Origin of the sequence: Parabacteroides sp. AM58-2XD, assembly GCF_003463685.1 — a bacterium.
Classification (GTDB): domain Bacteria; phylum Bacteroidota; class Bacteroidia; order Bacteroidales; family Tannerellaceae; genus Parabacteroides; species Parabacteroides segnis.
The window spans coordinates 25,142-46,393 of sequence record NZ_QSDP01000034.1; the positions used below are offsets into that span (position 1 = coordinate 25,142).

The 21,252-nt window shown below is 47.7% G+C and carries 14 protein-coding genes and 3 pseudogenes; 3 read left to right on the forward strand and 14 right to left on the reverse strand.

The features are described 5' to 3' along the window. The first annotated feature begins 60 nt into the window (after positions 1-60). Positions 61-1,317, forward strand: a complete 1,257-nt coding sequence (locus DXA15_RS10335) for an ABC transporter permease (protein WP_128133968.1) — start codon at positions 61-63, stop codon at positions 1,315-1,317. Positions 1,318-1,425: 108 nt separating this feature from the next. Here the strand turns inward: DXA15_RS10335 and DXA15_RS10340 are convergent, their stop codons facing one another. Further along, complete coding sequence (locus DXA15_RS10340) at positions 1,426-2,346, reverse strand: ThuA domain-containing protein (protein WP_128133969.1); 921 nt, start codon at positions 2,344-2,346, stop codon at positions 1,426-1,428. A 93-nt stretch (positions 2,347-2,439) separates the two neighbouring features. Further along, the gene (locus DXA15_RS10345) at positions 2,440-3,621 is read right to left on the reverse strand and encodes a 6-bladed beta-propeller (protein WP_128133970.1); all 1,182 of its coding nucleotides are present in this window, start codon (positions 3,619-3,621) and stop codon (positions 2,440-2,442) included. 207 nt (positions 3,622-3,828) lie between these two features. On the opposite strand from DXA15_RS10345, the gene DXA15_RS10350 reads away from it, so the two are divergent. Together DXA15_RS10350 and DXA15_RS10355 are read left to right on the forward strand one after the other, a co-directional pair. Further along, positions 3,829-4,554, forward strand: coding sequence for an SDR family oxidoreductase (locus tag DXA15_RS10350; protein ID WP_128133971.1), 726 nt, complete (start codon positions 3,829-3,831; stop codon positions 4,552-4,554). A 122-nt stretch (positions 4,555-4,676) separates the two neighbouring features. Continuing rightward, positions 4,677-6,325 (forward strand): annotated as a pseudogene (locus tag DXA15_RS10355) (amino acid permease). Positions 6,326-6,831: 506 nt separating this feature from the next. Here the strand turns inward: DXA15_RS10355 and DXA15_RS10365 are convergent. From DXA15_RS10365 to zwf, 12 genes and pseudogenes are all read right to left on the reverse strand, one after another. Then, positions 6,832-7,217, reverse strand: a pseudogene (locus DXA15_RS10365) (GtrA family protein). A 165-nt stretch (positions 7,218-7,382) separates the two neighbouring features. Next, positions 7,383-8,105, reverse strand: a complete 723-nt coding sequence (locus DXA15_RS10370; RefSeq protein ID WP_128133972.1) for a LytTR family DNA-binding domain-containing protein — start codon at positions 8,103-8,105, stop codon at positions 7,383-7,385. A gap of 5 nt (positions 8,106-8,110) precedes the next feature. Beyond that, complete coding sequence (locus tag DXA15_RS10375) at positions 8,111-9,163, reverse strand: sensor histidine kinase (protein ID WP_233567127.1); 1,053 nt, start codon at positions 9,161-9,163, stop codon at positions 8,111-8,113. Further along, positions 9,160-10,248: a sensor histidine kinase gene (locus DXA15_RS10380; RefSeq protein WP_128133974.1), complete on the reverse strand. Its 1,089-nt coding sequence runs from the start codon at positions 10,246-10,248 to the stop codon at positions 9,160-9,162. The genes DXA15_RS10375 and DXA15_RS10380 overlap by 4 nt, the downstream gene beginning before the upstream one ends. A gap of 54 nt (positions 10,249-10,302) precedes the next feature. Continuing rightward, complete coding sequence (locus DXA15_RS10385) at positions 10,303-11,208, reverse strand: DUF6268 family outer membrane beta-barrel protein (protein WP_128133975.1); 906 nt, start codon at positions 11,206-11,208, stop codon at positions 10,303-10,305. 105 nt (positions 11,209-11,313) lie between these two features. Next, positions 11,314-12,082 (reverse strand): annotated as a pseudogene (locus DXA15_RS10390) (LytR/AlgR family response regulator transcription factor). Next, entirely contained in the window at positions 12,079-13,116 is a 1,038-nt protein-coding gene (locus DXA15_RS10395) for a sensor histidine kinase (protein ID WP_128133976.1), read from the reverse strand. Before DXA15_RS10395 ends, DXA15_RS10390 begins: the two are co-directional and overlap by 4 nt. A gap of 13 nt (positions 13,117-13,129) precedes the next feature. After that, complete coding sequence (locus DXA15_RS10400; RefSeq protein ID WP_128133977.1) at positions 13,130-14,023, reverse strand: efflux RND transporter periplasmic adaptor subunit; 894 nt, start codon at positions 14,021-14,023, stop codon at positions 13,130-13,132. 62 nt (positions 14,024-14,085) lie between these two features. Continuing rightward, positions 14,086-18,435, reverse strand: a complete 4,350-nt coding sequence (locus DXA15_RS10405) for a CusA/CzcA family heavy metal efflux RND transporter (RefSeq protein WP_128133978.1) — start codon at positions 18,433-18,435, stop codon at positions 14,086-14,088. 269 nt (positions 18,436-18,704) lie between these two features. Beyond that, positions 18,705-18,887, reverse strand: coding sequence for a hypothetical protein (locus DXA15_RS10410; protein WP_128133979.1), 183 nt, complete (start codon positions 18,885-18,887; stop codon positions 18,705-18,707). Between the two features lie 172 nt (positions 18,888-19,059). After that, positions 19,060-19,761, reverse strand: coding sequence for a 6-phosphogluconolactonase (gene pgl, locus DXA15_RS10415; RefSeq protein ID WP_128133980.1), 702 nt, complete (start codon positions 19,759-19,761; stop codon positions 19,060-19,062). Positions 19,762-19,775: 14 nt separating this feature from the next. After that, on the reverse strand, positions 19,776-21,245 hold the full coding sequence (gene zwf, locus DXA15_RS10420; protein ID WP_128133984.1) for a glucose-6-phosphate dehydrogenase: 1,470 nt from the start codon (positions 21,243-21,245) through the stop codon (positions 19,776-19,778). Positions 21,246-21,252: the final 7 nt, after the last annotated feature.

Here is a 21,252-nt window from a genome sequence, read left to right on the forward strand (position 1 = left end):
TGCCTGGCGTGCACTCAGACGTCCCATTGTCGATGCTTTAAACGATAAATAACTAGAATCATGATACATCATCTTTTAAAACTTTTATGGAAACAACGCCGGCAAAATGCCTGGATTGCCGCTGAATTATTCCTGGTATTCATTTTATTATGGTATATTATGGACTACTTCATAACGATCGGATATGCAAATTCAATCAATAGCGCTTACGAGATAAAAGACACCTACCAGGTACGGCTCACAACTGTGCCGCAAAGTAGTCCCAACTATATTCACCATGAAAACACGGAAGAGGCAGGTAGCCTATACCTATCTATTTTAGAACGTATCCGACAATATCCACAGGTAGAAAAAGTTTGCCTGACACAGAATAGTAGTCCTTATAACCCCAGTTATATGGATAACCAAATGGGAAAAGATAGTTCGAAAATAGTGCAGTTCCAATATTTACCGGTTACTCCTTCCTACTTCGATGTATTCAGAGTCCGCCCCTTGAACGAAGAAGACCGATCTTCTTTAAAAGATGCTTTGACCGAAAAGGACATTGTCATTTCCCGTAAACTGGCTGAAGAACTTTTCCCCGGAGAACAGGCTAAAGGACGTTCTATTTACATGAAGAATGACAATTCTTTTCGGATAGGAGGTGTTTGCGGGATATTAAAACGTGACGATTACAGCCGGGAAGAAAGAGCGGCTTACTTTCTGTTGCCTACTTCCTATTTCAAGGAATGGAATGAGCAACAACTCGCCTGGTCGTTAGAAATCAGTATACGGGTAAAACCCGGGCTCAACAAACAAAAATTCATAGAAGATTTCCAACGGGATATAAGGGAACAGATAAATGTCGGTAATTTCATACTTTCCAAAGTCGACTCTTACGACGACCTGAGAAACAGACTTTATCTGACAAACGGAGTGACAGATGCCATCCGTTACCGGATAGCCTTTATGGCATTCCTGATCTTCAATATATTCTTGGGAATCATCGGCACTTTCTGGTTCCGTAATGAGTACAGGAAATCTGAAATCGGCCTCCGCCTGGCTGTTGGCTCCACACGCCGCCAGATATTGCAAATGATGATCGGAGAAGGCTGGCTGTTATTAAGCCTGGTGGCTATCCCTGCCGCTATCATCTGCATCAATATTGCGAAAATGGAATTGATTGACACGAATGTTATGCCGGTCACTTTCTTCCGCGTCTTTGCCGGTTTGATATCGACTTATCTGCTTATGGCATTCTTTATCACACTGGGAGCCTGGTATCCGGCTTACCTCTCATCTAAAATTGCTCCGGCAGATACATTACGAGCTGAATAAACCTATTTTTCCTTCATAGAAGGATAGATAAAAAATCAAGGCTGCTCCGGTAAAAACCAGATGCAGCCTTGATTTCTTAATTGCTTTTCTTTCAAAAGAAAATAATATCTATTTATTTTTTTCCTTATAATCCTTCCGGTAACTACTTTGTGTCTCAGTCGGGAAATCTTTGGGCACTTTCTGAGTTACCTTTCCGGTTGCTGCCCATTCTGCACCGCGCAGTAACAAGACCTGGAAGCCTGTACACTGCATAGCTGTATTATCTTCAACAGTAGCACCGGCATGTCCGAGCATGGTATGGAAGATACGGGCATTTCCGTAATCGACGGTAAAGATCAGCGGTTCTTCACGTCCTGAACCTCCAGTCTCTTTATCCGAATAAGCCGTATAAAGCAAGTCTCCGATATTACCCGGACCACGCATACGGTCGTATAGTTCATCCTGGGTGTGACGCCATTTCAATGGCAATCCTTTTACGATGGGGTGAACTTTATCGCGCCCGTTCAACACATATTCATGCTGTTTTCCATGCGAACCGCCCGGACCGGCAGAACTATCCTTGACTAGTTTGCCATCCTGCCAGTACACATAAGGACCGGAGTTTTCATTTCGTCCTTCCCATCCTCCCAAGGCACATATCTTATTAAATTCGGGCCATTTGGAGAATGCGTTATCTGCCGCATGATAAACGACCACTCCCCCGCCATTTTGCACGAACTCCAGAAAACGCTTGTTTGTTTCTTCCGGCCATGAATCACCGTTATAATCCAACACAACTAATTCATACGGAGCAAAATCAAGCACAAAACCGGACATATCCTGTCCTTGTGAAGGAGACACAGCGAAATCTACGGAGAAACGACCGGAGTTTTCCAGTATTTGCTTTAAAACAACATGACTAACTTGCCAGTTATGATTGTTTTGCCCGGTAATCAACAACGTCTTGATAGGTTTGCGTGCGGATACCGAACATACACAGAAAAGGGAGAGCAACACAACCAATAGCTTTCCAAAAAATAAATGTTTCATGGTATAAATATGGTTTAAAGATTTGTTTCCACAAATATAGTAATTATTGTATGAATGCCAATAAGTAAACAACTTCCGGCACTAATATATTTATTACTTGAATTTAATAATCCTGATTACCGGATTATCGTCTTCGACAAGTGTCTTTGCAATCTTCATACCATTCCCGACCAAACGTTTTCCATGATAAGCCTCTATAACCGTTGATGCCTGAATCATTTCAGCGACCATATTCCGTGCGATATCAGGCGATGCATCCGGCGACCATCTTCCCTGACTCCAAGCCCTTGTATCATATTCTGTATCCAAAATCGGCGTCTTCTTTATTTCACCGGTTTTAAATTCATACATAAACGTTGGGATCGGTCCGCCTTTCAGTGATTTAAAATCCAATAAAAGCGTACCCATCAACATGAACTTATCAGTTGTTACTAAAGGTATCCATATATTCCGAGGTTCAGGAGCATGAGTCGATGGCTTGCGGGTTAATAAGGGTATTAATCCCTTATCCGGGGATAACCGAAACAATGTGTCGGATGAAATATCCGCAATCATTAGATCCGGACCGTAATGCATATTTTGTGAATAATAAATTCCAAAAGGTCTCCACATATTACCCTCCAATGATTGAGCTATTTTGTTTGTATATCTTTTTTCAAAATGAATGTCTAATACAGAAAGCTGGCTACCATCTTTTTTGGAGACAAGACGGTAAGGGGACTTTTTAGTCTTACTTTCACGACCAGGTTCAATTATTACACCTTCATAGATAAGTAGAGATTCATCGTCAAAATTGAAAATACTCATTTCATTATCAAATGTATTTATTTTCAATGTCCGTTTGTAGTCTCCCTTCAGAGAATAAACCTGAATGAATTGGGAACACACATAGATTTCTTCCTTCTTCTCATCTAAAATTGTACCGACATTAATCCATGTATATTCCCGCCCGCTCTGTCCTTTGTGATTGAAATGTGAATAGAGCTTTCCTGTTTTACGATCGAAAACAAATATATCACCCAATCGGGATTCATGGATAAGAATATATTTATCAGTAACAGCTGAAAGTACCGACAATCCACCCAACAAAATATCATCCGTTGTCTCCAAAGGCACATACTCTATTTCCGCCATATCCTGAAGGCGCAACTTCTTCTGAGGATAGTTTTTTGAGAAATCAAATACCGGTAAGTCGCCTGTCTTCGATTGGGAGCTTACGACCTGGCTTCCCATTATTAAAAAGGACACCAGTAAGATGAGATTGTTTATTTTCATGCTATTTTATTTATAGGACAATGAATCTCTTAAGCTATAGCTAACACGGTGGCAAGGTATTAAGAATATATTGAATGAACAAGTAAAGAACAGTCTAAAAGATGGATGTGTGAAATATAGAATATCAATAAGTAAGAATCAAAGCGTTGAATTAATAAAGTTTTGCTTACATTTGTTCTTCTATTAGTCTTTAAATAAAAAGAAATCGTGAAAAGGATTGTTATCATCGGGGCGACTTCCGGTATCGGTTACGAAGTGGCAAAGATATATCGTCAACTGGGTTGGCGCGTTGGAGTGGCAGGACGCCGGCTGGAACGGCTGGAAGCATTCAAGGAGCAGGCTCCCGAGCAGACAGAGATACAACAACTCGACGTGACTGAGGTGGAAGCCGTAGACAAGCTCCACCTGCTAATCGATAAGCTGGGAGGCATGGACCTGTTCCTGCTCAGTACCGGTGTCGGCAACCAGAACCGGACTTTGAATCCGGACATTGAACTGGCAACCGTCAATACTAATGCAATCGGTTTTACCCGCATGGTCACTGCCGCTTACCATTACTTCAAGGAACAGGGATGCGGACACCTGGCCGTCATCAGTTCTATCGCCGGGACTAAAGGCTTGGGAGTGGCACCCTCCTATTCCGCCACCAAACGTTTCCAGAATACTTATATCGACGCACTGGCACAGTTGGCCAGGATGGAAAAGCTACCGATAACTTTTACCGATATACGTCCGGGGTTCGTGAAAACGGCTTTGCTAAAAAATGATAACTATCCGCTGCTGATGCGTCCGGAACGGGTAGCACAACGGATTGTAAGGGCTTTGAAACGAAAGAAACGGACAGTCATCATCGACTGGCGGTATGTCACACTGGTATTCTTCTGGAAGCTGATTCCCGATTACATCTGGGAACGATTGTCCATTCATAACTGAATTTGTATATTTTTCCTGTAATCCCTACCTTTGCGGCCGATTATTGAAATACTGTGAGGCTGCATCGGGTTCGCTATGACAAAAGAGGCTTTTGACGCAGCCACACCTAAACAAACAGAAGAATGGGATTATTTATAAAGAAACCGTTAGGCGCTTTACAGGCGGAGGCTAACGAGTCGGGTAGTAAAACGCTGAAACGGGTATTAGGCCCCTGGAGTCTGGTCGCACTGGGTGTAGGGGTTATCATCGGTGCCGGATTATTCTCTATCACCGGAACCGTTGCTGCCGGATATACCGGTCCTGCCATTACCTTATCATTTGCCATTGCTGCATTAGGCTGTTGTTTTGCCGGATTATGCTATGCCGAATTTGCATCCATGATACCGGTTGCCGGAAGTGCCTATACCTATTCATATGCTACGATGGGAGAACTGATTGCCTGGATTATCGGCTGGGATTTGGTACTTGAATATACCGTAGCCGCAACAACAGTCAGTATCAGTTGGAGCCGGTATCTGGTCGTATTCCTCGAAGTTGGGTATCCATCTGCCACATACGTTGACAGCATGTCCCTGGGACGGAGGGATAGTCAATATACCCGCTTTTCTTATTGTCGTACTGATGAGTATTTTCCTGATACGAGGGACGGAAGGGAGTTCGATTTTCAACGGGGTAATTGTCTTCCTCAAGGTTTCGGTCGTATTGGTATTTGTCGCTTTAGGATGGAAATATATCAATACGAAGAATTATGTTCCTTATATTCCGGCGAATACTGGGACGTTAGGTGAATACGGTTTCTCCGGTGTGCTTCGCGGGGCAGCAATCGTTTTCTTCGCTTTCCTTGGATTCGATGCCGTATCGACCGCTGCGCAGGAAGCTAAAAACCCGAAACGGGATATGCCGATCGGGATTCTTGTTTCCCTGCTGGTTTGTACTATCCTTTATATGCTTTTCGCCCATGTGATGACCGGAGTGGCACATTACAGCCAGTTCAACGGACAGGAAGGGATTGCACCTGTTGCCGTAGCTATTTCACATATGGGACATGCGGATGCCGCCGGGGTCATCCAACCGGATTATCCCTGGCTGAATAAGGCAATCGTACTGGCTATCCTGTTTGGTTACTGTTCGGTGATTATGGTTACGTTGCTCGGACAAAGCCGTGTATTCCTGAGCATGAGCCGCGACGGGTTATTGCCTCCGTTCTTTTCGCATATCAATGAAAAATTCCGCACTCCGGCACGCAGCAATCTGCTTTTCATGTTGTTGGTCGGATTGTTGGCGGCCTTCGTACCTGCGGGTAGCCGGGGAGATGACGAGTATAGGGACTTTGTTTGCCTTTACACTGGTTTGTGCAGGCGTATTAGTGGTAAGGAAAACGATGCCGGACGTGCAACGTGCTTTTAAAACGCCGTTCGTTCCGCTTGTACCGGTTCTCGGAATCGTGACTTGTCTCTGCATGATGCTTTTCCTTCCGGCCGACACATGGATTCGTTTAATACTTTGGATGCTGATCGGACTGGATATTTATGCCTGTTACGGCATCAAACATAGTAAACTGGAATATATGCAACAACATCGCAAAGGGCAGCTTTCGCTGAACATGATAGGTATTGCCCTCTCCGTCCTCTGCGTTATCACCGGGTTGTGGCACCAGCAAACAGTGGGTTGGGATGAAAGCAAGGTTTTGCTAATCATCTCCTTTGTATTCGCATTCACACACCTGCCATTTTATATGGTACGGATTTGGAAGAATACGACACAAGCTTAATGCCATATGGTCATGAGGATAGACAGGTTCAATTATTATCAGATTCGAGTCATAGCATTTGTTTCTATATGGCACGCAGATGACGCAGATTGGACCATATAGAAACTTTATACACTCTGTCTCTTTTCAAATTATTGCTTTCAGCTTTCAGTTGCCGGGAGAGAATATTTTTCAATATATACGGCTGAAGGGATAGTATTGTAAAAAAATGTATACGGAAATTCCGGATAAAGTAACTTCCGGCAAAACATAGGACTTTTGTCTTCAAAGCATATATATTTTGTCATCAAAAGTCCTGACTTAACATTTCGAAACACCTATGCTTTTTGGAGCGGATAACTACCCGTAGACAAACAAATAACTATCGGTTGGCAAACGGGTGCCTATCTGTCGGAATCAAAATCCGGAATGTGACACCCTTCAGTTGGATTCCTTATTTTTCAAGGATTATATATTCCTGAAGCCTGAAGGATAAAGTTTGAATAGTGTCACTACCGGATAAGAAATCATTGTTTTCTGGTAAAAGTCAACCGTTTATTCATCGTGAAATTGACGGCACCATATACGAATAACCCCAGGAACTGCGCCAGGTATTCATTCATATCACCTATCTCAACCATCAACAGCAGGGAGAGAAACTGTAAGCCGTAAGCACAACCGAAAGCGACAAGGAAAAGAGGCACCTCACGTTCAAACTTTCCACTCCGGGAGGAGAATATCCAGTATTTGCTCCAAAAAAAGTTATTAACCAACGCAGCAACATAACCGGCAATGTTCGACCAAAGGTAATTACACCCGACACCCTTCATCAACACCCAAATAACCAGGGCAGTAATAAGAGCATTCAGGTCCCCACAATGATAAAACGGAATATCCGTACTGATTCTTTCATATCAATCTCCCACAAACTTATCCTGCCTAATCCTTCGACTCGCGTTCCCTGGCTGTGTATAATCCATAACTCTTAATGGAAAAGGCAGCGGCTATTTTAGGCATCTTTTGTTCACTTTATTTATTTTCCAACGACAAATATACGGGATTTTCAAAAGAACAGTACTCAATCCGCCGGATTATTCTTCATAAAAAACTTCTCAAAGAACGCATCCCGATAACTATTCCCTATCGATATTTCATACTTTCCAATAAAGACATCATTGTTGTCAAACGAGGCTATATGATTGGAATTCACGATATAAGACTTGTTCGTTCGCAGAAAAACATCTTTCGGAAGCATCTCATGAATCGACTTCAGATTCATCTTCGTCACAATCCGCTGTTCGGGAGTCTGTATCACGACATAATCCTTCAAACCCTCGATGAAAAGGATATTTTCCAGCTGTATCCTGAAATAGCGCCGTTCCGCTTTCACAAAGATATGACTGGCGGAAACAGACTCCACCCGGTTCTTACTGTTGTCGGTTTTCAGCAGGGAATGATAGGTATGTGCTTTCTGTACCGCCCGTTTGAAACGTTCGATTTCAATCGGTTTCACCAGATAATCTATCGCATCCACCTCATAGCTATCGAGGGCATACTCCGCATAAGCCGTCACAAAGATGACAAGCGTATCCGACGGAATCATCCGGGCAAACTCCAGTCCGTTCACCCCCGGCATCTTGATATCCAGAAACACCAGGTCCACCGGACTCGCCTGCATAAACTTCCCGGCAGACACGGCATCGCCGAAACTTCCGCACAAAGACAACACCGGCGTATCCTGTATCAACAACTGGATTGCCTTACGACCTAGCGGTTCATCATCTACAATGATACAATTCATACTAATCAGTTTTTTAGTTTTAAACGAAGATTGACCGTATATGTTATATCCGTTTCATTTATTTGCAAAGAACAATCCGTGTCGTACAGAAGTTGCAGGCGGCGGCGGATATTGGCAAGGCCTATTCCCCCGTCGACAGGCTTCTCTTTCTGTTCGGCCGGCTTCGAATTGATACAGATAAAGATAAGCTGCTCCTCTTCCGTTTTGAAATAGAGGTGCACATACGACAGTTTCCTGTTATCGTTATTATGTTTCACGGCATTCTCCACAAAAGGGATGAACAATAAAGGCGGAACGGTTATATGCGCTGTTTCCCCTTCCGTAGAGATAATGAAATCGAAATTATCACGCCGTATCTTCTCCATATTGAGATAATCGGTCAGGAAACGGATATCATCCGCCAGATAAACCGTTTCGGAAGTACTGTCTTTCAGCTGATACTTCAACAGGTCTTTCAACTTGGACAGGACATGCACCGCCTCCACCGGATTCTCCCTAATCAACACATTCGCGTTATTCAGCATATTGAACAGGAAATGCGGGTTTATCTGATTCTTCAACTGTTCCAGTTCCGACTGCATCGTCGCATTCTCCAGTTCGTCGATACGCTGGCCGTATTTCACGTAATCCTGGAAAACAATCACCGCCGATGCCCCCGCAATAATCAAGCTCAACTGGATGATGGAAGAGATAAAAAAGAAGGCTGCCAGCCAAAACTGATACAGTTTATACTCTCTTTCGATATCTTCCTGCCGCAGCAGATAAGAAAACAAAAGAGCCACAGCGATAACCAGAAACACGGAGATGACATACTTCCCCAGCTTATTCTTCAGCAGTAAACGCGGGGTCAATATAAATACGCTCAAATAAATAGGTATAAGTAGTATCAAACTCTGTGCAATACTACTTCTTATCAAATACTCCTTCCCCTCTATCAAATCCAGATAAAAATTCACGGATATGATCAGCATACTGAGAAAGAACAGCAGGAAATGCCTGAAAACCCTGTAACGGGAATCAATCAGCAGACGCAGCAGAAAACCGGATGCATTTATCATAACCTGATACATAAATTCGTTTTACAAAGGGCCCCGTCATCCACCGCCTCCAACTTATAAGAGTCTTTGAACAACAAATCGAGGCGGTGCTTCACATCTTCCAGACCTTCGTTATGCTCTTTCTGCCCGTCCGGCAGTCCCGGAGCAAAACAGATACAGGAGAAAAACAACTCCCGCTCCCCTGCCCGGAAACAGAAATGAATATCCATCCGGGACTCTTCCGACGACAGCTGCTTTATATAATGAATGGCAAAAGGAATAAACAATAAAGGCGGCACCAGTTTACGGCTGACCTCCCCCTCCTTCGTCACGGTAAAGCTCAGGTTCGCATACTTCATCCTGGTCAGTTCCAGGAAACGCTCGATAAACGATATCTCGGAAATAAGCAGCACCTTCTCCCGCTTCCCGTCGTACAACTGGTAGCGGAGCAGCCTGCTCAACTCCATCAACACCTTCGATGCCTGTTCGGGGTTATCGAAGGTCTGTCTGCCCGCCTCATCAAGCATATTAAAAAGGAACTCCGGGTTTATCTGGTCTTTCAGAGATTCCAGTTCTGTTTTCAGGTTCACCTTCTCCAGTTCGTTCTTCCGTTGGTAGAATCCCATCCAATGACGAAGCAGGATGGTGATGGAAGTGCCGGCAATCAGCAACCCGTACAGGAAAAAGTTACTTACAATCTCAATTGCCATTATCCGGTTCTTATAGAAAAAGGAATAATACCCCGGCTCCTGCCCGGAATACCGGTTCAGCCAGTAATCGCTCCCGAAAGAGACTACAATCATAACCAGAATAAGCAGGGACACGATAATGATATACAACACATACCGGTTTTTCAGCAGCAATCCGGGCAACAGGACATACATGTGCAGATAAATCCCTCCGAGATAAAACGCCAGCAACAGCAAGCTAACATACCCAATCATACCGCCCACCTCATCCAGAAAACCGGCGCAGGTCAGATAAGGCATATTGAACGCCACAAAAGTAAAGAACAGTACCAGCAGCAAATGCCTCCCGAACCTGTACTTCGGAGCTATCAGAAAATCAATCAAAAAGCTGTTATAGGTTCCTTCCGACTTCGGCATAATAAGGGTTTAATTATTTCACAAATAAAGAACAAAGATACACATATCCTCCACTCAAAAGCCATATTTGATGGCTATACTCGTATAAAAAGCAGGTGAGAAATGCGGGTCGTACTCCCTGTCCATCGACTTGAACATCGCTTTCAGCGTGCGGTCGTCATAAAAGGCCGCCCGGTAAGCGGACAAGCCAACCGTTATCGGAACGGACAGCGACTTCGTGATAGTCAGTTCCGGTTGCAACCCGGTCGTAATATACTGCTGGGTGAATATCTTATCCTTGCCGTCATGCTCCACGAAAGCAAGCATACCGTTCATCGAACCGACCAGCTTCAGCCGAAGTAACTTATGCAACTGCATCCCGCCCGATATCTCCACTCCGTCCATCATCGAGACATTCACCATATAACGCCCCTCTAGCCGCCAGTCCACAAAAAGAGCCGGAAAAACCATCGGATAACCGAAACTGGTATTCAGCGCAACCCCCATCCCCAAATCCAGATTATCGCGCAGATGCCAGATAGCCGCCGCCATCCCCACCCCCATCACATGGTCCCAACGGGCATAGGCAAGGCTGCCGGTATTCATAAAAAGCCCCACCCCGGCACTTGCCAGAAGCGACCACCTCTTACTCAACGGACGGATATACGAAACAGCCAGCTGCGCATTGAAGATTTGCGACTCCATATACTCCGACAAGTCCTTGTTATCCATCGAAGCATAGGAAGCGCCCAGACCGACCATCCAGGCCGTCGGGTGGTTGTTTTCGTCCATTTTCATGGATACGGGAATATTCACACCTCCCTGAATCACCTTCATATCCCCTTTGCCGCCCACCTTTTTGTTATCGGCATCCCGGAATCCGGACGAACCGATATATTCAGTCTTCAGCCAGACCTGTGCGCTTGTTTCCTGACATATAAAAACTCCCGCCAACATCAACCACAACCATACTGTTTTCATATCATGCTTCTTTTTATTATTGAACTTGAAACAAAACTAGACAAACAGCCGATGCCCGGATATTTTAGTAGACGAAGCAGCAGTAATAATAGACCAAACGGGGTTTCAGGTATATTTCCCGGTAAACCAGTCCTTGAACTCCCCAACCCGCGCCTTACTTACCAGGATTTTCTCTTGCACAGGGACTTTCAGGTTCACAGACAGGCGTCCGTTAAACCAGAGGTCGATGTCGGATACGGCTTTCCGGGAGATAAGATACTGGCGGTTCACACGGAAGAAAATATCCGGGTTCAGGCAGTCGGACAACTCATCGAGCGTCTGCGTAAAAATATATTCCCGCCCATCGGTAACGACCGCCTTCACAAGCCCGTCGTTGATATAGAAAAACAAAATCATATCTACCGATAGCGGAAGCAGCTTGTCCCCCTTTACCGGAACCAGGAAATGCGTCTTGTAGCTTTCCTGCCGTTTCAGCACATGAACCAGGCGGCTATAATCAAATTCCTTTGAAGGCACCTCCGAACGCAGTTGTTCCAGTTTGCCAATCGCCTTCCGTATGTCGCTCCCGCCAATCGGCTTGAGCAGATAATCGATGCTGTTCACTTTGAAGGCACGCAGGGCATACTCATCGTAGGCCGTCGTGAAAATGATCGGACAGGAGATATCCACATGTTCAAAAATCTCGAGGCGGAGCGTCCGCCAAATGAATATCGAGGAATATCAGGTCGGGCATCGCATTGGCACAGAACCAGTCTATACTTTCTGCAATACTATCCAATACGGCCACAACCCCGATATGCGGGGCCGCCTCCGAAAGCAGAGCCGTCAGATTGCGGACGGCCGCTTTTTCATCTTCTATGATAAGTGCATTCATATCAATGGAATAGTTACGATAAATGTATTGTTCTCTTCGCGCACCTCGATTTCTTCCTTAAAGAGCAGGTTGTAACGTTTCGCCAGGTTTGCCAGACCGATTTGTAAACCTCCGCTGGCTGTAAGCTTACGCTGGACGGGATTGCTGACCGTCAGCCGGTTTCCTTCGGTAAAGACCCGGATTACCAATGGATGACGATTGCTAATCTCATTATGCTTGACGGCGTTTTCAATTAGCAGCTGGACGGACATAGGGGGAAGCTGGCGCGCCCCGGCGGCTTCGTCTATCCGGATATCAAACTCCAGGTTATCTTCATAGCGCATCTTCAACAAAAAGATATAGGCGGAGACAAACTCCATCTCCTCCCGTAAGGTGACGCTTTGGGATTCATTCTCCTGCAAGGTGTAACGAAGCACCCGCGACAGTTCCTGCAAATAATCCTGTGCCTTATCGGGCGTTTCGCGGATTAGCGAGCGCAGGGTATTCAGCGAGTTGAACAGCATATGCGGGTTCAGTTGGTTCTTCAGGGCTTCGTACTGGTTCACCAGGTTCTCCGTGCGTAGCTGCTGGTTCTCGACCAACACCTGCTGGCTTTTGCGAAGCAGGTGAATCATATAACAACTGCCCGTCACAATACAGGTAATGATAAAATCGCGCAACGGATGCAGGTAATGGTGCACCATCGCATCAATCGCCGGAATGTCGAAATGATGGTGAAGGAAGACGAAAACCTTCCCCAGCAGATTGCTCATCAACCAGGTCAGGACGAAAGATAAAACCATCTTTCCCCACGTGATACGTGCCACCGGACGGTTGAACCGGAAGAGGAACGTATTCAGGGCAAAGAGAATCAGCAGCGAAATAAAAGTAAAAAACACTTCATTGGCAACATCGGCCATCCGCATTCCGGGGAAAAGATTGTTCTCCCCGGAATGGTCGAACAGGGATATCAGTTCCGGGAAATGGGTCAGGAACGCCACCACCACGGAAATGACGACAACAGCCAATACATATTTATCTATATTTACTTTCATACCACAAATATACTTATTTCTTTTCTACACGCGCCGTCACATACATGCCGGGACGAAAACGTTCGTGGTTTCCTTTCACCCGTGCATAGATTTCGAGGGAGCGGTTTACGGCATCGACCTCCTGGCCGACAGACAGCAGTGTAGCATCGAACGTCTGCTTTCCCATGCCGTTCACGCGGAACTGGATGCGGCTGCCCGGGGTAAGGTCGTCGAGGTCTTTCTCGTAAGCGGTCAGGCAAAGGAGGGTTTCGCCTTTGTCGATTACTTCGCAGACAGGTTCACCGGCATTGATATATTTACCCAGGTTCAAGGTCATTCCGGTCACGTAACCGTTCAGCGGGGATTTTACTTCCAGGTAAGGACGGATACCGTCTTTGAGCAGGTCGCCGGGCATAACTCCGAGTATCGTAAGTTGTGCAGCGGCAGCTTCCAGGCGGCTTTTCATCGAAAGGTAATCGGCTTTGCTCTGCTGGAAACGTTTCTGGGAGGCAGCTTCCTGCGAACTCAGACGCTCCTGGCGGTGGTATTCGGCTTCAAGATATTCCGTTTGAGCATGAGCCTCCAGGTAACTTTGCTGCAACAGGATGAAATCAGGGTTTTCGAGGGTGGCGAGAACGGCACCTTTCTTTACATAATCGCCCGGAAGCAGGGGCGTTGAATGAACGGTCCCTCCCATCGTCAGGGTGACAGTGGCATGGCGTTGGGGAGGCACAATCATGGTTCCGTTGAAGGAAGAATGATTCGGCATGGCGGTTGCCGAAGTGACGGCATCGACACGGATGGTATCGGCGGCAACCACTGCCGGTTCGACAGGAGGTGCAACCGGTTCCGGGATCTGTTCTTTTTCGGTTGTCGTATTGCAGGCTGTCAATAACACGACTGCGGCAGATATTAATATCGTTTTCATTTCGTATATCTTTATTGTATTAGTTATTATTTTTTCTGAAACTGTATCTGAATGTAATTTCATCAACGCGTATAAAGCTCCAATTCCAGTGCAGAGACATTATAATTATAGACCGCTTCAATATATCCTCTCCTAATCTCGCGGGCACTGTTCAGGCTTTGGACGAACTGCATAATATCCGTTTCGCTCTCCTTGAATTGTATTTGCGCACTCTTCAGCAGGGCATCCGCTTCCGGGAGCGCACCGGTCGTATAATAACGGATATTTTCTCCCTGTTGGCGGAGCATGACTTGCAACTCATCGACCTTGTTGTTCAGCTGGCGGGCACTCGCTTCCGCTTCCGTCCGGGCAATACCGGCATCTATCCTCGCCTGCTTCGAACGGCTTTGCTGCGGGAAGAACAAAAGCGGGAAGGAAACACCGACCATCCACGAATTCAACCCGTTCAGCGGTGAAATCTTCTGGCGGATATAACCGACCGAAAGTTCGGGGAAGAAGCGGCTGCGCTCCACGTTCAACAGCGCCTTCTTCTCGTCTGCCAGGCTCCGGAAATAATTCAGATGCGCTTCCGACGGCGCCGCCTCTCCAGTCACACCCGGAAGCAACGCCAGCGTACTGTCGGCCGGAACAACCGGACTGTCGGCATAACACACCCAGGTGAAACGGCGGACTGCCAGTTGAAGCTCTTCTTCCGCCTGCATCAGCCGGGTACGCAGGTCGGCAGCCAGCGTCGTTGCCATATTCCGCTCCAGCAAAGTGATATCGCCCTGCTCGTAACGGAGTTTTCCCGCCTCCTGCAAACGAACTGCCAACTCGCTCTCTTCGCGGTAAAGGGAACAAAGGTTTGCCGCATACTGATAATAAGCCCAGGCACGTTTCACCTCCGCCGTTATCTCTTTGCGTACCATGTCGCGATAATATTCGCCCGTCGCCACCTGCTTGCTGACCAGAGCGTTTTTATAGAAAGGAGTCAAAAGATTGCCCAGCGACTGGGTGACTTCCAGCTGGTTGTCACTGCGTATCTCACCATTGATTTGCCCCCAGGAATAGGAGAAGGAAGTCGCTCCCGGGTCCCAGGCCTCTCCCCTAGCAGCCCGCGAACGGTCTATCGCCGCCGAGGCCGTCTTCAAACGGGGATGGTTTTTCATGGCAAGGGCAAGAGCCTCGTCCAGCGTAACGGTTGCCGGGACTGCGTCGGGAACTGCTACTCCCTCCGCCCATACCGCCGGTGACAGGACAGCCAGCAGCAGAACCAGGGTGGCAACCTTCGTCCCCCTCCTTTTCCTGAACTTCTTCCACATCAGCGGAAACGAATTAACCATCCGGTAGAAGACCGGAATAATCAGCAGAGTAAGGACGGTCGAAACAATCAACCCGCCAATCACGACAGTCGCCAGCGGACGTTGCACCTCCGCACCTGTCGATCTGGCAATCGCCATCGGGACAAATCCCAGCGAAGCCACCAGCCCCGTCAGGAATACCGGGCGCAACAAATGCGGGCATCCCCGGGCAATAATCCGGTTCGTACTCATTGTATATCTGTTTCTTTTACGTAAGTCATTGAAATGATTAATCATCAGGATACCATTCAGCACCGCCACCCCGAACAGGGCTATAAAGCCGACCCCGGCAGAAATACTGAAAGGCAACCCACGCAGCCAAAGCGCCACAATCCCCCCTATCAACGACAAGGGCACGGTCGAAAAGACCACCAGCGTATAAGTCACACTCTTGAAAGCGAAGAACAGCAGCAGCAAAATCAGCGCCAGCGCAACAGGAATCACGACCAGCAAGGTATTGATGGCATTTTGCAGGTTCTCAAACTGCCCGCCGTATTCGAAATAATAACCGGGCTTCAGCCTGACATTCTTTTCCAGCGTGTCCTGTATCTGCGAAACGACCTGCTGTATATCGGCATCGCGTACATTCACCCCAATTACGATACGACGTTTGGTCGCATCCCTGTTAATCTGCAAAGGGCCGTTCACCAGCTCGATACTCGCCACCTCGCTGACGGGTATCTGGATACCCTCCGCCGTGCGGACAAACAACTTGTCGAGGTTAAGGTCCGACACTTTATCGTTATCCAGCCGCAACACAAGGTCGAAGCGGCGTTCGTTCTCAAAAATCACGCCAGCTGCCTCCCCGGCATAGGCCGTGCGGATAATCGTATTCAGTTCCTCTATATTCATACCGTAACGGGCAATCTTGCCGCGGTTGTACCTGACTACCAGTTGCGGAAGCCCCATCGCCTGCTCCACAATCACGTCGGCGGCACCGGGCACCTGCTCCACATAGATCGCCGCCTCTTTCGCCCGGGTGTAGAGTTCCTCCATGTCTTCGCCATACAGCTTGATGGCGATGTCCGCCTTGGCACCTGTCATCAACTCGTTAAACCGGAGTTGTATCGGCTGGCTGAAATTGAACTCCGCCCCCTCGACCGTCTCCAGCGCCTTCTTCATCTTCTCCACCATCTCGGCACGGCTGGAAGCCGACGTCCATTCCTTGAACGGCTTCATGATTATCATCACATCGGCATCCTCCACCGCCATCGGGTCAGTAGGCACCTCCGCCGTCCCTATCTTGGCAACGACATGTTTGATTTCAGGGAACTGCTCCATCAGCGTCTTCTGTGCCCGGCTGGAAAGTTCGATACTCTGCGTCAGCGAACTTCCGGCGGGAAGCGTCATCTGCATCGCAAAGTCGCCTTCATCAAGCGTCGGGATAAACTCCGCGCCCAACCGGGTAAACAGCAGCAACGAAGCCGCCAGCAACACAAAAGCGGAACCGACCGTCGCCCAGGTATGATGCAGGCAGAAACGCAGGCCGCGTTTATAAAACACATTCAGCTTATCGAAGAAACGGTCGGCAAAGGTCGGCTTTGCAGAGATAGTCCGTTTCAAGAAGAGCGAAGCCATCATCGGCACATAGGTAAGCGAGAGAATCAGCGCACCGATAATACAGAAGACCAGCGTCTTCGCCATCGGCGTGAAATATTTGCCTTCAATCCCCGTCAGTGTCAAGATAGGAAAGAACACAATCAGGATAATCAAAACGGCAAAAGTCGCACTGCGCACCACGCCGCTCGCCCCGGCTTCCACTTCCCAGTCCAGTTCAGCCTGCGTGAGCGTCCGCCCGACAAGCCGTTTCGTATAGATATGCGCCAGTATCCCTTCAAGGATAACAATCGAGCCGTCCACCACGATACCGAAGTCAATCGCTCCCAGGCTCATCAAGTTGGCCGACACGCCGAAGACACGCATCAGGATGAAACCGAACAGCATTGCCAGCGGAATAACCGAAGCGACAATCAACCCGGCACGCACATTCCCCAGAAAAACGATCAACACCAAGAAGACTATCAGTGCCCCTTCAATCAGGTTGCGCACCACGGTCGAGATATTCCGGTTCACCAGCTCTGAACGGTTCAGGTAAGGTTCGACACTGACGCCTTCGGGAAGCATTTTCTGCACTTTCTCCACGCGGGCCTCCAGTTCCTTCGTCACCACATTGGCGTTCGCCCCTTTCAGCATCATGGCAATGCCGCCCACACATTCGCCTTCGCCGTCTTTGGTCATCGCACCGAAACGTTTCGGCGCACCGAAGCGCACCGTGCCGACATCGCTGATATGGATAGGAATGCCTCCGCGGTTCGTAATCACGATGCGTTCGATGTCTTTCACGTCGCTTATCATACCTTCCGAACGGATATAGTAAGCGCGGTTCACCTTCTCGATATAACTTCCGCCGGTGTTCTGGTTGTTGCTGCTCAGGGCGGAATAGACGTCGCCGATGGTAATATTCAGCGAATAGAGCGCATCCGGGTCGACCGCCACCTCGTATTGTTTCAGGTAGCCGCCGAAACTGTTAATCTCCACAATCCCCGGAATCCCCGAAAGCTGCCGCTTCACAATCCAGTCCTGAATCGTGCGCAACTCCATGGCATCGTAGCGGTCCTCATAGCCGGGGGCGACCTTCAGCACATACTGGTAGATTTCACCCAGCCCGGTCGTTATCGGCATCAGTTCCGGCATGCCCAGTTCGACGGGAATCTCTCCGGCAACGGTTTGTATCTGTTCATTGATCAGCTGCCGCGCATCCAGTGTCGGGACACTCTCCTTAAACACCACCGTCACGAGCGACAGCCCGAAACGCGACACGGAGCGTATCTCTTCCACATTCATAATATTACTCATGGCAATCTCTATCGGGAAAGTAATCAACTGCTCCACCTCCTGCGGGGCAAGCGTCGACGAGACGGTCACAATCTGCACCTGGTTGTTCGTAATATCGGGAACGGCGTCGATAGGCAACGTCAGCATGGCATAAATCCCCCCGATTAGCAGGAAGAGGGTCGTCAACCCGACGAACAGTTTTTTGCGAATCGAAAAATGTACTATGGCTTTAAACATCACTTTGTAATTTAAAATAACATTACAAAGCTAGCGGCCGCAAAAGAAGTAACCTATAAGAAAAGAATGAAGCTGACAGAATAGGAAGTGAAATGTACGAATCAGCTTTTAAACGAAAAAGGGAGAAAGGGCGTAAAGATAAAAATCCGGGAAAAGCCAAAGCCGCATATCTTCGCGTAAAGGGTCATACATGCGTTGTAAAAGGGGGTACATGTGTTTGGTCTGAAGACTAACAGGCTCCTGTGCGCGACTTTTCCCGGAATCTTTTTTTAGGGGACATCATTCTTTTCATTGAAGTCGTCTGCCTCCTGGTTGCCGCCTTCAATGGTTTCCGTGACGTCTTTCACGTCGCCCGATGTATAGCTATCAGACAGGACAGAGGCATCCGAAGACATTCCTTCGTCGGTCAGTTCGGCACTCTCATCCCACAATGTTTGCATTATCTTTGTCATAACCATTGATTTTATTTTGTTAATACATTAATCTAACAAGACTGCCGCGCAAAAGGTTGAAGAAGGAAAGAAGTTTCTGAGAAATAAATGGCTTATTTCTCACAGAATCCTTTAGATACCGGCCGGTCCAATACGAACCGGCCGGTATTTGCACAAACACATTGACTTATCATTACAGCGTCGTATACACTATCGAATCCACCGCATGCGACAGGATATAAGCTGCCGGCGTTGCATTCGTTATGGAATACCCCTTCTTCAATTCCTCTATTGCATCCGCTTTACCTTTGCCCAATACAGGGACCAGCAACGGCGAACCGTTCAGGATAAGCGGGCCCGTCATCGTGATGCGGAACTGTCCCGTTTCCGGATGCTGCGATACCGCATAATTGCGGCTGTCGGTCAACAAGGGAAGATTGTCGGGGAAGATAGACGCCGTATGTGAATCTCCTCCTATCCCCAAGATGATACAATCGAAATAGGGAAACTGGCCGTGACGCGGCAAATACTCCTTCACAATACGCGAATAACGCATAGCCTCCGTCCCCGGTTCCCCTTCACCATGAATCCGGTGGATATGCTCACGGGGAATGTGGAGCGGTTCGAACAACAGTTTGTTCGCATGACCAAAATTACTTTCCGTATCTGTCGGCGAAACGCAACGTTCGTCCACCCAGAAGAAACGCATGTTGTTCCAGTCTATCTTATCTTTATATTCGTCCGCCCACAAGGCAAACATCTGTTTGGCCGTTTCACCACCCGACAAAGCCAGGTTGAACGGTTCATCATCCTCTTTACGGGCCATATAATCCATCAACTGGCGAGTCAATGCCCGTAACGCATCTTTGTTGTCTTTGTAATTCTCTATTTTCATATGCTTCATTATTATCAGCCGCATGATTCGCAGGGAGCTCCCATCGAATCTGCGCCTAGCATCATTCTTTCTATCGGACCATTCTGTCCCGGCTCATAGAAGAAGAGATTCTTCGAACCCTCTTCCTTCCAATGATGCAGGATAGGGTCTATAAAACGCCAGCTTGCCTCCAACGCATCGCTGCGGGCATACAAGGTAGAATCTCCCAGCATAGCATCCAGCAACAAACGCTCGTAAGCATCCGGCAGGTGAGTTTTTGAAAGCGAGTCGTAACGGAATTCCATTCCGACTTGTTTCACGGTGAATCCGGCTCCCGGCATCTTCAGTCCGAAACGCAGCGTGATGCTTTCGTCCGGTTGGATGCGGATAACCAGCTTATTGCATGAACTGCCCGAACATTGCCCGGCAAAAAGCTGATGCGGTGTCGATTTGAAATGGATGACAATCTCCGACGACTTCTCCGGCAACTTCTTACCCGTAAAGAAATAGAACGGGACACCGCTCCAACGCCAGTTGTCAATGAAGAACTTCATGCCGACATACGTTTCGGTATTCGAATCGGGTGCAACATTCTTCTCCTCGCGATAACCGTCGTACTGGCCGCGGACTACCCATTCATTCATCTCACGAATCGTATAGGGACGGATAGCACGGAACACCTTCACAATCTCATCGCGAATCGGCTCCGGGTCGAACACGGCCGGAGATTCCATCGCTGCAAACGCCATCAATTGCATCAGGTGGTTCTGAACCATATCACGCAGGGCACCTGCCCCGTCATAATATTTGCCGCGGTTTTCCACACCCAGCGTTTCGGAGGCGCTTATCTCGACCGAATCCACATAATTCCGATTCCAAAGGGGTTCAAAAATACCGTTGGAGAAACGGAGTACCAGGATATTCTGCACCGTCTCCTTTCCCAGATAATGGTCGATACGGTAAATCTCCTCCTCTTCGAAAATACGGCAGAGATGCTTGTTCAGTTCCTGGGCCGTCTCAAGGCTTGTTCCGAACGGCTTCTCCACAATCACGCGGCGCCATCCGTCTTCCGTCTCAGCCACATTCATGCCGTTTTCCTGAAGATACTTCGGCACCAACTCGTACATCAGCGGCGGAGTGGCCAGGTAATAGATAATCCTGTCCGGAATATTCTCCTGCTGCTGCAACGAATGGATGCGGTCTTTCAGTTTTACATATTCGGCGGAGTTGGTTGAATCGAATGCCAGGTAGAACAGAATCCGGAGGAATTTATCCAGTTCTGCGCTGTTTGTTTCCTTATTTCCCCTTGCTTCCAGGATGTGTTTACGCTGTTCGGCACGGAACTCTTCATCCGTGTATCCCGTACGGGCCGCACCCAATATAGCGAAATGTTCGGGTAACATATCGCCAATGAACAATTCAAAAAGTGCCGGAAGCAGCTTGCGGCCTGTCAGGTCGCCCGATGCTCCGAAAATAACCAGGAGTTGACTGTCTGCTCTTTTCATCATCAAG